The organism is Streptomyces sp. NPDC005485 (assembly GCF_040606085.1).
Taxonomy (GTDB): Bacteria; Actinomycetota; Actinomycetes; order Streptomycetales; family Streptomycetaceae; genus Streptomyces.
The window spans coordinates 25,422-39,185 of the sequence record NZ_JBEXDZ010000024.1 but is presented as its reverse complement, the minus strand read 5'-3'; the positions used below and the strand labels follow the sequence as shown (position 1 = coordinate 39,185).

General features: G+C 71.4%; 14 protein-coding genes. 4 read left to right on the top strand and 10 right to left on the bottom strand.

What is annotated here, in order from left to right:
• Positions 1-6 precede the first annotated feature (6 nt).
• The 3 genes from ABZS97_RS11220 to ABZS97_RS11210 all read right to left on the bottom strand — a co-directional run bounded on the left by ABZS97_RS11220 (position 7) and on the right by ABZS97_RS11210 (position 3,020).
• On the bottom strand, positions 7-657 hold the full coding sequence (locus ABZS97_RS11220) for a cyclase family protein (protein WP_356136140.1): 651 nt from the start codon (positions 655-657) through the stop codon (positions 7-9).
• Positions 657-2,249 carry a cytosine permease gene (locus ABZS97_RS11215; protein WP_356136138.1) on the bottom strand — a complete coding sequence of 531 codons (1,593 nt, stop codon included), beginning with the start codon at positions 2,247-2,249 and terminating at the stop codon, positions 657-659. The genes ABZS97_RS11220 and ABZS97_RS11215 overlap by 1 nt, the downstream gene beginning before the upstream one ends.
• A gap of 204 nt (positions 2,250-2,453) precedes the next feature.
• Positions 2,454-3,020: a hypothetical protein gene (locus tag ABZS97_RS11210; RefSeq protein ID WP_356136136.1), complete on the bottom strand. Its 567-nt coding sequence runs from the start codon at positions 3,018-3,020 to the stop codon at positions 2,454-2,456.
• A gap of 319 nt (positions 3,021-3,339) precedes the next feature.
• Here ABZS97_RS11210 and ABZS97_RS11205 point away from each other — a divergent pair, with 319 nt between their 5' ends.
• Positions 3,340-3,774, top strand: coding sequence for a protease inhibitor (locus ABZS97_RS11205; protein WP_356136134.1), 435 nt, complete (start codon positions 3,340-3,342; stop codon positions 3,772-3,774).
• A 163-nt stretch (positions 3,775-3,937) separates the two neighbouring features.
• Here the strand turns inward: ABZS97_RS11205 and ABZS97_RS11200 are convergent, their stop codons facing one another.
• Positions 3,938-4,387 (bottom strand): STAS domain-containing protein, encoded by a 450-nt coding sequence (locus tag ABZS97_RS11200; RefSeq protein ID WP_356136132.1) that lies wholly within the window; start codon positions 4,385-4,387, stop codon positions 3,938-3,940.
• A gap of 274 nt (positions 4,388-4,661) precedes the next feature.
• Here ABZS97_RS11200 and ABZS97_RS11195 point away from each other — a divergent pair, with 274 nt between their 5' ends.
• Positions 4,662-5,114, top strand: a complete 453-nt coding sequence (locus ABZS97_RS11195) for a hypothetical protein (protein WP_356136130.1) — start codon at positions 4,662-4,664, stop codon at positions 5,112-5,114.
• Between the two features lie 44 nt (positions 5,115-5,158).
• On the opposite strand, the gene ABZS97_RS11190 is transcribed toward ABZS97_RS11195, so the two are convergent.
• From ABZS97_RS11190 to ABZS97_RS11170, 5 genes are all read right to left on the bottom strand, one after another.
• Positions 5,159-5,365, bottom strand: a complete 207-nt coding sequence (locus ABZS97_RS11190) for a CDGSH iron-sulfur domain-containing protein (protein WP_356136128.1) — start codon at positions 5,363-5,365, stop codon at positions 5,159-5,161.
• Positions 5,346-6,041, bottom strand: a complete 696-nt coding sequence (locus tag ABZS97_RS11185; RefSeq protein ID WP_356136215.1) for a HemK2/MTQ2 family protein methyltransferase — start codon at positions 6,039-6,041, stop codon at positions 5,346-5,348. The genes ABZS97_RS11190 and ABZS97_RS11185 overlap by 20 nt, the downstream gene beginning before the upstream one ends.
• A gap of 25 nt (positions 6,042-6,066) precedes the next feature.
• Positions 6,067-7,062, bottom strand: a complete 996-nt coding sequence (locus ABZS97_RS11180) for an iron-containing redox enzyme family protein (protein WP_356136126.1) — start codon at positions 7,060-7,062, stop codon at positions 6,067-6,069.
• Positions 7,063-7,159: 97 nt separating this feature from the next.
• On the bottom strand, positions 7,160-8,173 hold the full coding sequence (locus ABZS97_RS11175; protein ID WP_356136124.1) for a Ppx/GppA family phosphatase: 1,014 nt from the start codon (positions 8,171-8,173) through the stop codon (positions 7,160-7,162).
• A gap of 200 nt (positions 8,174-8,373) precedes the next feature.
• Positions 8,374-9,876, bottom strand: a complete 1,503-nt coding sequence (locus ABZS97_RS11170; protein ID WP_356136122.1) for an MFS transporter — start codon at positions 9,874-9,876, stop codon at positions 8,374-8,376.
• 190 nt (positions 9,877-10,066) lie between these two features.
• Between ABZS97_RS11170 and ABZS97_RS11165 the strand changes: the two genes are divergently transcribed.
• Together ABZS97_RS11165 and ABZS97_RS11160 are read left to right on the top strand one after the other, a co-directional pair.
• Positions 10,067-10,408, top strand: a complete 342-nt coding sequence (locus tag ABZS97_RS11165) for a metalloregulator ArsR/SmtB family transcription factor (protein ID WP_356136120.1) — start codon at positions 10,067-10,069, stop codon at positions 10,406-10,408.
• Between the two features lie 6 nt (positions 10,409-10,414).
• Entirely contained in the window at positions 10,415-10,942 is a 528-nt protein-coding gene (locus ABZS97_RS11160) for an SRPBCC family protein (RefSeq protein WP_356136118.1), read from the top strand.
• 4 nt (positions 10,943-10,946) lie between these two features.
• On the opposite strand, the gene ABZS97_RS11155 is transcribed toward ABZS97_RS11160, so the two are convergent.
• Complete coding sequence (locus ABZS97_RS11155) at positions 10,947-13,763, bottom strand: NHLP bacteriocin export ABC transporter permease/ATPase subunit (protein ID WP_356136116.1); 2,817 nt, start codon at positions 13,761-13,763, stop codon at positions 10,947-10,949.
• Position 13,764: the final 1 nt, after the last annotated feature.

Here is a 13,764-nt window from a genome sequence, read left to right as displayed (position 1 = left end):
CAGCGGCTACCCGACGCGGGCGACGGCCCGGACCGGGGCGCCGTCCGCTCCGGGCAGGTGCAGCGGGAAGAGGAAGACCTCGATGCTGCGCCGGCCCAGCAGCCGGTCCAGGCCGGTCAGGTTCTCGGCGATCACGCCTCCCGGGCCGCACAGCGCGCGGTGGGCGGGGAGGTCGGCGTCGCCGGTCGGGTCCACGCTGAGCGCGTCGATGCCGATCGTGCGGACGCCCGCGTTGACGACGGCCTCGGCCGCCTGCGGTGTCAGCCAGGGGTGGGCCGGATAGTCGTCGGTGCCCCAGTACGCCGACCAGCCCGTGGCGAGCAGCAGGATGGCGCCCGGCATCAACCGGAGCTGGGCGAGCGCCGGAGCGAGCAGGTCGGGCGTGATCGGCGCCCGCGCCGGCAGCCCCCGGACGTCGGCCACGACGGCAGGGCCTGTGAAGCGGTCCAGCGGCAACTGGTCCAGGGTCGGCCAGGCCGAGTTCACGTGGTACGGCGCGTCCACATGCGTGCCCGACTGCGAACCCATGTGCAGGCTCAGGACGTTGACCCCGTCCGTGGCGACCCTGAGGGCGCGGGAGACGTCGACCCGCGGGTCACCCGGATACACGGGCATCCCGGTGCCCAGCGGAACGGACAGATCGAACCAGGTCTCCATCAGCTGCCCTCGACGGCGAGTACGGGCGGAGCGTCGTTCCTCTCCGCGCCGGGCCCGGTGATCTCCGGCACCGGCACGTCCACGGTACGGGCCAGACGCGCACCCCGGGGGCCGTACACCGCCCGCGGTTCGGGGAAGATCCGCAGCAGGGCCAGATACAGGACGGCGGCGACGGCCAGCGAGAGCGGCAGGCTGATGTCGACGCCGTTCGCCAGATCGCCGAGCGGCCCGACGAACTGTCCGGGGATGTTCGTGAACAGCACGCCGATCACCGCGGCCACCCACCAGGCCGTCATGCCACGCCAGTTCCAGCCGTGCGCGAACCAGTAACGCCCGCCGCGCTGACGGCGGTTGAAGACCTGGAGCGCGTCCGGGTCGTACCAGCCGCGCCGCGTCCAGAAGCCCAGCATCATCACGACCATCCACGGAGTCGTGCAGGTGATGATCATGGTGGCGAAGGTCGAGATGGACTGCACCAGGTCGAACCCGAATCGCCCGACGAAGATGAAGGCGATCGACAACACGCCGACCAGCACGGTCGCCTGGACCCGCGACAGGCGCGGGAACACCGAGGAGAAGTCGAGCCCGGTCCCGTACAGCGACGTCGTGCCCGTCGACATGCCACCGATCAGCGCCAGCAGACACACCGGCAGGAAGAACCAGCTCGGCGAGACGGCGAGCAGCCCGCCCACGAAGTCGGGGGCCGCGGGGTCGACGTACTTCGGCGCCTGCTTCGCGATGATGCTCGCCGTCGCCAGGCCGAACACGAACGGGAGCAGGGTCGCGATCTGCGATAGGAACGCGGCGCCGATCACCGTACGGCGCGGGGCGCTCGCGGGGATGTAGCGCGACCAGTCGCCGAGGAAGGCGCCGAAGGACACGGGGTTGGACAGCACGATCAGCGCGGCGCCGATGAACGACGGCCAGAACATCGACCGCGTCGCCGCGTCGGCGGAGTCCGTGAAGACACCGGTGTACGAGGGGTCGAAGTCACCGGCGAAGGCGATCGCGCCGAGCAGGAACAGCAGGGTCGCCGAGGTCACCGCGATCTTGTTGACGAACAGCATGAACCGGAAGCCGTAGACGCAGACCACGAGCACCAGGGCGGCGAACAGCGCGTACGCGACGACGTAGGCAAGGGTGCTGCGCTCCAGGCCGAAGAGGCGGTGGGCGCCGCCGACCAGGGCGTCGCCGGAGCTCCACACGGAGATGGAGAAGAAGGCGACGGCCGTGAGCAGTGAGAGGAACGAGCCGACCACACGGCCGTGCACGCCCAGGTGCGCGGAGGACGAGACCGCGTTGTTCGTGCCGTTGACCGGACCGAAGACGGCCATCGGGCACAGGATCAGCGCACCCGCCACGACGCCGAGGAGGGTGGCGGCGAGTCCCTGCCAGAAGGACAGGCCGAAGAGGATGGGGAAGGCGCCGAGCACGCAGGTGGAGAAGGTGTTCGCGCCGCCGAAGGCGACACGGAACAGATCCAGCGGCGTCGCGGTGCGGTCCGCGTCGGGGATGCGCTCGACGCCGTGCGTCTCGACCTCGGTGAGGGACGGGGGCGGGGTGGCGGGGGCGTTGTCGGGCAGGGAGGACAAGGGGGCTCCAGCTCAGGGGCGGCGGCGGAGCGCGTGGTGGCGCGGTGGAGCGGACGGCCGGCCGGTGACGGCGGGGGTGTGCGGCCCGAGCGGATGCCGTCCTCAAGGGGTCTGCCGACGTTAAAGCGCCGCGCAGGACCCGCACCAGAGGACGGTTCATCCATCTTTCGTGCCGTCAGTGGACGAATACGCCGGCCGAATCGGTCATTCCGCGTTGGGTGGCGTGTCCTTGGGCCCGGTCTCCTGCGGTTCCGCGTCCGGCCCCTGAGCCCGTACGCGCTGCACGTGTTCCAGTGAGTCCCGCAGCTCCGTGAGCCAGTCGTCGGTGTGCCGCTGGACCAGGCGTACGCACCAGGCGAGGGCGTCGCTGCGGCTGCGGGCGACGCCGGCGGCGATGAGCGTGTCGAGCACCTGGCGCTCGGGCTGGCGCAGTCGGGTCATGACGGGCGCGGCGATGTGCGTGAACAGCGCGCGCTCGCCGTCGCACTCCACGCCCCAGGAGACCTTCTTGCGGAACCGGTGCTCCGCTTCGCGCGCCACCGCGACCCGCTCCTCGCGGGTGCGCTCCCTGAATTCCTGGATCCGTGCCTCGACGGCCGCGTCCGTCTCGGCCTCCGAGGCGCCTTCGGCGAGCCGGGGCCGGGGGATGCGGCCGATGACGGTGATCTCCTCGCGGTCGACCGTCACCTCCACCAGCGTCTCGAAGAGGTCGTCGGGCAGGCGGCCGGCGAACCAGCCGCGCAGCTTCTCGTTCTGCTCCGTTGTAATCATGTAATGAGCATTACTCTGCAGTGAGCGCGGAGCAAGGGATGAGGCCAAGGTCCGCCGAGGGCTGAACCGGAATGTTTCAGGCCTATTGCAGAGCCGCGCAAAACCGGCCAGTGAACCGCTTTCGAAGATCAGTGGCCGCCTGGTTACAGGGCGTGCATGTTCGAATTCCGTAACTTCGCGCCACTGATTCAATACTGAAGGTTACTGAAACCCATGGGGTCGATGTGTGTTTCCGCCCCGGACTCGGCAGACTCGCGCTCGCCGCACCGGCACTCAACCGAGCTGGTACGGCGTTCAATTGAGCGGAAGGATGCACACAATGCCGAACACCGCGCGCTGGGCAGCGACTCTCACCTTGACGGCCACCGCCGTCTGCGGGCCCCTCGCCGGGGGAGCCCACGCCGCCCCCCACCCGGCCTCGTCCGGGCTCTACGCCCCGTCCGCCCTGGTTCTCACCGTGGGCCACGGGTACAGCGCCGCCACCGCCACCCCCGAGCGTGCCGTCACGTTGAACTGCGCGCCGACCGCGTCCGGAACCCATCCGGCCGCGATCGAGGCCTGCGCGGAACTTCGCGCGTACGGCGGGGACTTCGACGCCCTCTCCGGCAGAGACGAGGCGATGTGTACGAAGCAGTTCGACCCCGTGGTCGTCACCGCCGTCGGCGTCTGGCAGGGCAAGCGCGTCTCCTATGAGCGCACCTTCGCCAACGAGTGCGTGAAGAACTCCTCCGGGATGACCGTCTTCACGTTCTGAGGGACCGGGGTCACGCGGTTTCTGTGGGCGTCGATCGAGAGCTCGTAGCTGGGGAGTGCGGGCCTCGCAGCGGGCGCCGCGTGATCTCGCAACGGGGGCCGGCCGGACGGAGTGGGGCCGTCGGCCGGCCCTCGGCAACAAACGGGAACCTGAGGAGAACCTCTCAGGTTCCCGATCCGTGTTTGGGTCCCCTTTGCGACCCCCTCTCCGGGTCGGATGCCGGGGGAAGGTCCGCCAGGGGCGGAAAACGACCGAGCAGGCCCGCGGCGCCGAGCAGGCGGTGGATGCGGGGCCGGTCGCAGACGATCCGCAGACGACCCCCGCGCTCCCGTGCCCCGGACTCGGCGCGGCACAGCGCGCGCAGGCCCGAGCCGTCGAAGAACGCGACCCCGCGCAGGTCCACCAGTACGTCCGGTACGGGCCGTTCGGCGGCCGCCCGGAGGTGCTCGGCCAGGGAGCCCACCGTCGCCATGTCGAGCTCACCCGAGACCTCGACCACGGTGAACCGGCCGTGCGGATAGCTGTGGGCGTAGGGGTTCGCCGCCGGTGACCCGGACGCGTCGGCCGTGCCCTCGGGCGGGTCGGCGGCGCGGTCCTGGGGTTCCGGCGGCATGGCGGCTCCACCTCGGCAGGGGAGGGTTTGTTCGATCTGCGTAGCTACCCCGGCGCCGCCGAAGCATCCCTGTATCGCGACCGGGCAAGATCCGGTTCACTCGTCCAGGTGAAATCGCACCCGGAAGTATTGACTTCCGATGGCACGCTCTGGCGCAACATGCCCTGTTCAAGGCGGAGTTCGGGGTCGTAGAGTCGCTGTGCCGCCCCAGTCCCCGGCCGCAGCGCTGTCCTGTCCGTTGTGGTGTCCGTCTTGGCTGAATCAGGGGGTGGCGGTGGGAACCCCGATCAGTCCCCCCTCGAAGGGGCCCCCGCTCCTGACGGAGTGCGGCCTCCTGGAACCCGCGCTGGAGATGGGGTTCACCGCCCACTTCGCCCGCGCGGACGGGGAGTTGGCGGTGGAGGCCGCCGCGGCGGCGGTGACGAGGGTGATCGACGCGCCCGGCTGGTTCATCGCCCCCGTGCGTGACGCCGGGCACTCCGTGAGCCGCTGCCTTCTGGAGCGGACCACGGCCGACGCCTGCCGGATCGTGCTCACCGCCGACGACGTGGGCATCACGGTGGCGGCCACCGACGACACCGTGGTGACCCTGGACGCGGCCGGCCACGGCAGCGCCCGGAACCTCCCGCTCCTGGCCGTCGTCGACGGACTGCGCGTCCACCACGGGCCCGACGGCCATGTGTGGGTCGTATGGCAGGGGACCTGGCGGCGGACGGGCCTGGCCTGACCGGTCCCGGCGGGCAGGGGCTCGCGGGCACGGGTGTGTGCGGTTCAGGGCCCCGGACGGCTGCGGCGGTGGCTCGTGTCGCACCAGGGATAGGTACGGCTGCGGCGGCACATGCACAGGGCCACGCGGAAGCGGTCGGACGACACGACAGTGCCGTCCTCCAGTTCGACTTCGACCGGGCCCTCCACGAGGAGCGGCCCGCGGCGCTGCAGGCTGACCCGGCGGGGTGCGTCAGCTCGGTCGTTCGGCACGGATGACCACCAGTTCCTCCCTGTCGTCGTCACTGGCCAGCATGCCGCGCTCTCGCAGCCAGCCCTCCCGGGCGCGCAGGACCGGCCCGTAGGCGATCCGGCGACGCCGGGCCACAGCGGCCTTCAGCCCGGCCGCGCGCAACTGTTCCAGGGTGCCGGCGGGTCCGCTGAGCGCGGAGTGGACCATGAGCAGCACGCCACCGGGGCGCAGCCGTTGCGGTGCGTCCCGGCAGATCCGGTCCAGCACGAGACGGCCGTCGCCGCCCGCGTTCCACGCCCGGGTCCGGCCCCGTCGCGCCGTCTCGGTGGCGGGCGTCGGTACGTAGGGCGGGTTGGCGAGGATCAGGTCGAAGGACTGTCCGGCCACGGGGTCGAAGAGATTGCCCCGCAGGACGCGTACGGGGCGACGCGCCAGCCGCGCGTTGAGCCGCGCCGTGCACACCGCAGGCCACGAGACGTCCACCGCGGTCACGCGGGTCCCGCGCCGCGCGGCCGCGAGGGCCAGGGCGCCGCTGCCCGTGCCCACATCGAGAACGTGGGCGGCCGGGGCGAGCGGTTCGTCGCAGAGCGCGTCGGCCAGCAGTGCCGTGTCCTGCTGCGGGGCGTAGACACCCGGAAGGACAAGGGGTGCGAGGGGCGCGAGGGACGCGAAAGGAGTGAGGTATCCAAGGGGCATCACGCGTCAACGAGTACCCGACATATCAGGAAGTATCGGCATCCCGAAGTGATGAGCGCCCCGCCCGCCATGCGGTCAGCAATCGCGCGGCGAAGCGGTCCTCCAGATGGCCCGTGGCGTCGATGCCGAAGGCGATGTCGGGCGCGAGGTGCGGTTCGCTCTGCAGGAGGCCGCCGATGACGTCATGACGTACGACCTGTTCGTGGACCGCGTCGGCCTCCACGTGCTCGTCGTAGAAGAACTCGGCGGCCGGCCCCGCGCCCGTGCGCCGCATCGCCTCCGCGAGCCGCCGGGATCCCGGCGACGAGGTGATCTCGACCGCCGCGAAGTGACCGACCAGCGCGCCGCGCAGGGACCGGTGCAGGCCGAACAGCGACATCAGGTTCACGGTGGCCAGCATCTCCGCGGACGCGGCGTCCAGATAGCGGCCGTACGCCGTGTCCAGGCCGAGGCCCGTCATCATGTCGGCGAACAGCCGTGCGTGCACGCGTTCGGGCCGGCCGCCGCCGTATTCGTCGAACTCCACCGCCGCCATGCCCGCCTTGGCCCGCCCCCACAGGCGGGGCAGGACCCAGGCGTGCGGGTCGGCCTCCTTGAGGTGGTAGAGCGAGCGCTGCGTCACGTACTCGCGTATCTGCCGCAGGGAGCCCTCGTCGCGCAGGTAGTGGCTCACGCCCGTTCCGTCGGCGGGTTCCACCAGCAGCTCCTTCAGCGCGGCGTCGAGGCTGTCGTGGGCCGGGGTGTCCGTGCGCAGGGCCGCCAGGAACCGCTGTTCCAGGGCGCCCCGGGTCCTCAGCAGGTCGGCGTCCCACTCCGTGTCGGGATCGACTCCGGCGAAGCCGCGGTAGTGCAGTTCGTAGCAGAGGTAGAGGGCCAGCTGCAGATCGTCGCCGTACGCCGACGCGTCGTGGACGTCCTCGTCGGCGGGAAGCGGCCCCGTCCCCGTCAGGTGTGCGCCTACGGCTGCGGAGACAGGGCCCCGGCTCGGCGGCAGCGTCGGTCCGTCCTGGTCGTGAGTCATGCGCGCCGGGTACCCGGTACGGCGCGGGCGACCCGCGGCGGACGCCGACGAGCGCGGCCGGGCGAGGTCGCGGCGCGCCGGGCCACCGAGGCCGTGGTCAGCGTGCCGGTGTCGCGATACGAAGGGGGACGGCGCCGACGCCCGAGGGCGTGTCATCGCCCCCCTGGGTGCTGACCTCCGCCCACCAGGCGCCGCCGTCCTCGATGTGCCGCAGCAGTACGCCCTCCCGGATCGCCCAGGGGCAGATGGTGACCGACTTCAGGCCGGTCAGCGTCATGGCCGTGTGGCCGACCACCGCACCGGCCAGGCTCTGGGCGGCCCGCGGGGCGGAGATGCCGGGCAGCCGGTGGCGTTCGGCGGCCGGGAGGGCGGCGAGGCGTTCCATGCCGCGACGCAGTTCGGTGCGGTGCAACTCCCGTTCCACGAACGGTCCGTGGCGCCCCGGCGCGGCGCCGCACAGTCGCGCCAGCTGCTGGAACGTCCGGGAGGTCGCCGCGGCGGTGCGCGGTCCCTCCCAGCGGACCCGCGCCGCCACGTCCCGTAGTTGATGACGGATCCTGCGGCGCAGCGCCTTCATCGCCTCCGGCGACGGCAGCGGCTGGCCCGCCAGGAACTCCTGGGTGAGCCGGTTGGCGCCGAGCGGCAAGGACGCCACGAAGTCCGGCAACCTGCCCCGCCCGAAGGCGACTTCGAGGGAACCGCCGCCGATGTCCAGCAGGGCGAGCGGTCCCGACCTCCACCCCATCCACCGGCGGGCGCCGAGGAACGTCAACTCGGCTTCCACCTCGCCGGGGAGGGTGCACAGTTGGACGCCGGTCTGCGCCCGGACGGTCCGCAGGACCTCCTGTCGGTTCGGGGCGTTGCGCACCACCGCGGTCGCGAACGCCAACGGGCCTGCCGCGCCCCACCGGTGAGCGGTCTTCCCCGCCGCGGTGACCGCTTCGACCAGTTGTCTCACCGCCTCGTCGGGGATTCTTCCGCCCGGATCGACGTGCTCGGACAGTCGCAGCTTCCATTTCGCGGTGTGCACCGGCAGCGGTACTCCGCCCTCGGCGTCCGCCACCACGAGCCGGACAGTGTTGGATCCCACGTCAATCACGCTGAGTCGCATGCCCGGGGGAGTACCCGTATGCGGCGGCGGCACGCCTGTACCGGCGGTCGGGGTGCCGCCGCGCCACCCGGGGGCCGCGTTGAACCGGTTGGGCAGCGATGAGGGGCCGCCGTCTCCCTGAAGACGGCGGCCCCTCGGTCGGGAGCGGCTCCCTGCGGGCGACCGGTGCGGTGCAAAACCGCGGCCGGTCGGTGCGGTGCCTACATGTGGACGACCTGCACGGCGTCGGCGTCCTGCTCCTGCGCCCCGCGGCGGTAGAGCACGAAGGCGATCAGGGCGCCCGCCACGAAGAAGCCCGCCGACCACCAGAAGGCGGTGGTGTAGCTCTCGATCGTGGCCTGGGCCTGGACGAGCTTGCTGGTCGCGTCCTTGCCGGACAGGTAGCTCGTCGCGGCGCTCGCGGCCAGGGTGTTCAGCAGCGCGGTGCCGATCGAACCGCCGACCTGCTGCATGGTGTTGACCGTCGCGGAGGCGACACCCGCGTCCTCGGGTGCGATCCCGCTGGTGGCGAGCGACATGGCGGGCGGCATCACCATGCCGAGGCCGGCGCCGATCAGCAGCAGCGGCGGCAGCACGGCGGTCGAGAACGACGAGCCGATGCCGATGCCGGTCAGCCAGGCCATGCCGACCGCGGCGATGGCGAAGCCCGCCGGGATGACGGCCTTGGGTCCGATGCGCGGCACGAGCATCGTGGTGGCGACCTGGGCCATGACCATCAGGGCCGCCATCATCGGCAGGAAGGCGACGCCGGTCTTGGTGGGGCTGAAGCCGAGGTTCAGTTGCAGGTAGTAGGTGAGGAAGAGGAACACACCGAACATGCCCGCGCCGGTGATCAGAACGGTGAGGAACGAGGCGGCACGGTTGCGGTCGAGCAGGACGCGCATCGGCAGCAGCGGGTGCGCGGCGCGGGTCTGCCACCACGCGAAGGCCGCCAGGAGCAGGGTGCCCGCGGTCAGGAAGCCCCAGGTCTGGGGCGAACTCCAGTCGTGCGTCTCGGCGTTGGAGAAGCCGTAGACCACGGAGAAGAGACCGGTGGCGACCAGGACCGTACCCGGCACGTCCAGCTTGGAGTTGGCGGCGTCCCGGTGGTTGCTCAGCAGGACCCAGCCGCCGGCGAAGGCGACGACGGCGAAGACGACGTTGACGTACAGCGTCATGCGCCAGTCGAAGGCGTCGGTGAGCACGCCGCCGAGGAGCAGTCCGACCGCGCCGCCGGCGCCGGCGATCGCGCCGTACACGCTGAACGCCTTGGCGCGTTCCTTGGCCTCGGTGAAGGTCGTGTTCAGCAGCGAGAGTGCGGCGGGCGCGAGGAGTGCGCCGAAGACGCCCTGCAGGGCGCGTGCGGTGACCAGCATGCCGAAGCCGTTGGAGATGCCGCCGAGGACGGAGGCTCCGGCGAAGCCGACGATGCCGACGAGGAACGCGGTCTTGCGCCCGAAGAGGTCGGCGATCCGGCCGCCGAGCAGCAGCAGGGAGGCGAAGGCCAGGGAGTAGGCGGTGACGATCCACTGCCGGTTGCCGTCGGAGAAGCCGAGGTCGGCCTGGGCGGAGGGCAGGGCTATGTTCACGATGGTGGCGTCGAGGACCACCATCAGCTGGGCGATCCCGATGATCGCGAGGATCCACCACCGCTTGGACGACGGCGCCTCGGACGGCGCGGTCGGGGCGCCGGTGCGGGCGCCCTTGGACAGAGTCTGGGACATCGGAGCATCACTCCAGGGAAAGTTCGCTCGAGAAGGCAGCGCCTAAACGAAACCGTTTCGTACACGTGGAGCGTAGAGCACTTTCATCGAAACGGCAACGTTTCGCTAGGTGGCCCGCTTCATGGAGGCTTCGGCCCGCCCCGTGGTATGTGCCTTGACGGGCATATAACTGCAGAGGCATATTGGAACCATGTCCGACACCCTCCTCTGGGCCGCGCTCTCGGACCCGCACCGCCGGGCGATCGTCGCGCTGCTCCTGGAGCGGCCGCGGCCCGTCGGTGAGATAGCCGAGGCCTGCGGTCTGAGCCAGCCCGGCACGTCGAAGCATCTGCGGGTGCTGCGGGAGGCGGGGCTGGTCCGGGTCCGGCAGGACGCACAGCGCCGTGTCTACGCCCTCGACCCGGCCCCGATCGCCGAGCTCGACGCCTGGCTGGCCCCGTACCGCACGCTGTGGAACACCGGCCTCGACGCCCTCGGGCGGCGCCTCGACGAGGCGCCGGACGACACCAAGGCACCCTCTTCGAAGGACTGATCCGCCATGTCCGCCGACCTCACAGGCACCTACCTCACCCTGGACGACGGCCGCCCCGCCGTCCGCTTCAGCCGCACCTACGACCATCCCGTCGACCGCGTCTGGCAGTTCGTGACCGACCCGGACGAGCTGGCCCACTGGTTCCCGTCCCGCGCGGAGATCGACCTGCGCCCCGGTGGCACGATCAGGTTCAGCGGGGACCCGCACATGCCCGAGTCCACCGGCCGGGTCCTCGCCGTCGACGCGCCCCGGCACCTCTCCTTCGACTGGGGCGGCGAAGAGCTGCACTTCGACCTCGAAGCCCTCGACGAGAAACGCACCCGCTTCACCCTCACCGACGTCCTGGCGGCCGAGGACACCGCCGCCCGCAACGGCGCCGGCTGGGAGGTGTGCCTCACCGCCCTCGACGCACGCGCCCGGGGCGAACGGCACGACGGCCCGCACGCCGGAACCGGTGCGCCGTGGAAGGAGTTCTACCGCGGATACCTGGACGCCGGAGTCCCCTCCGGCGCCCCCGTCCCGGGGCTCGACTGAGCGGTCACTGCATCTGACGCCGCACCAGTTCGTGCAGCCGCCCGCCCGTGTCCGCGAGGAGCTGAGCGGGCGGACCCTGCTGGGCGACCCGGCCGTCCTCCATCACGATGACCCGGTCCGCGTCCATCACCGTGGACAGCCGGTGCGCGATCACCACGCGGGTGGCGTTCAGCGCCCGGGTGCTCTCGATGACCGTGCGCTGCGTCTCGTTGTCGAGCGCGCTGGTCGCCTCGTCGAAGAAGAGGATGCGCGGACGGCGGATCAGCGCCTGGGCGATCATCAGACGCTGCCGCTGGCCGCCCGACACGGCTCCGCTGCCCGAGACGATGGTGTGCAGCCCCATCGGCATCCGCCTGATGTCCTCCGCGAGACCGGCCATCTCGGCGGCCGCCATCGCCTCCTCGGGCGTGTAGGGCTCGGTGCCGCAGATGCAGTCCAGGATCGATCCGGTGAACGGCTGCGCGTGCTGGAGCACGACACCGCACTGGCGGCGTACGGCGGACTGGTCGAGGGCCGCCAGATCCTGGCCGTCGTACAGGACGCTTCCCGAGAGCGGCTTGTCGAAGCCGATCAGCAGCCGCAGCAGCGTCGACTTGCCACAGCCGCTCGGACCGACGATCGCCACGAACTCGCCGGGCCGCACGGCGAACGACACGTCATCGAGGACGAGGGGACCGTCGTCGGCGTACCGGAAGGAGAGCCGGCGCGCCTCAAGTCCGCCCAGCAGCGGGCCCGGGCGGGTGCTCGCCCCGCGCACCTCCGGCGTGGCGTCGAGCACCGGCCTGATCTCCTCGAACATCGGCAGCGCGGCCGCCGCCGACACGAACGCGCCGGTCAGCTGGGTGACCGAGGTCAGCAGCATGGTCACCGAGGTGTTGAAGGTGAGGAACGCGGCCGCCGACAGCGAGCCCCGGGCCGGACCCGCGAGGAGCATGAACATCAGCAGGGAGCACAGCGGGAGGTACACCGCGCCCAGCACCGTCGTCAGGTTCTTGATGCGACCGACCCTCTGCTGCAGCTCACGGCTGCGCGCGAACTCGCCCGCCCAGGCCGCGTACGCGTAGTTCTCCGCCGCCGCCACCCGCAGCTTGGGCAGGCCGCGCAGGGTCTGGAACGCCTGGTTGTTGAGCTTGTTGCTCAGCACCACCAGACGGCGCTGCCAGCGCACCTGCCACAGACCCAGGGCCAGGAAGACGGCCCCGATGACCACCAGCATGCCGATCGCCGCCAGCGCCATCGGGACGCTGTACCAGAACAGCAGCCCCAGGTTCATCGCGCCGACCGTGCCGGCCTGGGCGACCGTCGGGCCGACACCCGCGAGCAGTCGACGGATCGCGCTGATGCCCATGGCGGCGCTGGCCAGTTCACCGGTGGAGCGTGAGGTGAAGAACTTGGTGGGCAGGCGCAGCAGCCGGTCCCACACGGCGGGCTGGAGCGTCGCCTCGATCCGCCCCTCCATCCGCAGCAGCGTCAGGTTCTGCAGCAGCATGAACGCGGCCGACACCACGCTGGTGACCATGAGGGCCAGACAGACCTGCACAATCAGGCTGTGCTGGGCCTTCGGCACGTACTCGCCCAGGACCTTGCCGGTCGCGATCGGCACCAGCGCGCCGATCACCACGGTGACCAGACCGCTGACGGCCAGGTTGCGCAGATCCCCGCCGGTCCCCTGCAGACAGAACCGCAGCAGCCGCAGCGGGCTCAGCTTCCGTTCCGGCAGCGGACGGTAGAACATCACGGCACGCGGCTCGAACTCCTCCGCGTTGGCCTTCTCCACCGGCGTCTCGCGTCCCGACGACGGCTGCACCGCCACGTATCCGCCGCGCCGCCACAGCAGCGCGACCGGACTGCCCGACACGGCACGCCGGCCCACCAGCGGGCCGACGTTGTCGCGCCACCAGCGCCCGTCGAGGCGTACGGCACGGGTGCGCACGCGCGAGGCGAGGGCGACGAGCTCGACGGGGTCGAGCCGGTCGCTCTCCGCGCCGTTGTGCGACGGCTCGGCGAGCGTGATGCCGGCCGCCTGCGCCACCAGCCTGCACGCCGCGTACGTGGCGTCCGCGTCGGCCGCCGTGGGCCGCTTCGCCGACTGCTTGCCGATCGACGCCAGCAGCGTCCGGTCGGCCTGCGCGCGGACGGCCTCGCCCGCCTTGATGCCCGCCGCCGTACGGTGCTCGTGGCTGGCCTCCAGCTGTTCGATCCAGCGGTCCAGCGTGGCCAGCAGCCGGTACTGCTGGTCGACCATGCCCTGCCAGACACCGGGTTCCATCAGCAGGTCGGCCGCCGCCTCCGCGCCGTACAGCGAGCCGTACTGCACACTGCCGGGCGGCACCTGCATCCAGAAGACGTCGTCGTCGGTCAGGGCCGCGGCGTCCTCCGTGGCCATCGGGGCCTGGAAGAGGATGGACAGGCTCCGGCCGACGCCGAGAGCGAGGGCGTACTCCAGCGGGCTCGTGGTCGGGGGTACGTACTGGGGGTTGCCGTAGGCGTCGTAGGACCAGGTCTCGGTGTTGACCGGCTGGTACAGCTCACGCAGCCCGATCCGGTGCACCACGCAGCCTCTGAGAGGCCGCCCGACGAGCGTGTGCTGAGGGCCGGCGACCGGGCCGAGCAGCAGCGAGCCCGCTTCGAGGCGGCCGAGGTGGTGCCAGTGACCCTGCTGCGCGGCGTCGACCGCGAACAGGTCCATCGCGCCCGCCGCGACCAGCCACAGCACCTGCGGGCCTTCCAGGTCGAGCCGGTTGAGGCCGGAGCAGTCGATCGGCGTACCCATGCCGCCGAGGGCACCGAGGACGAGGTCGCCCTCGTGAACTGTCGTCATC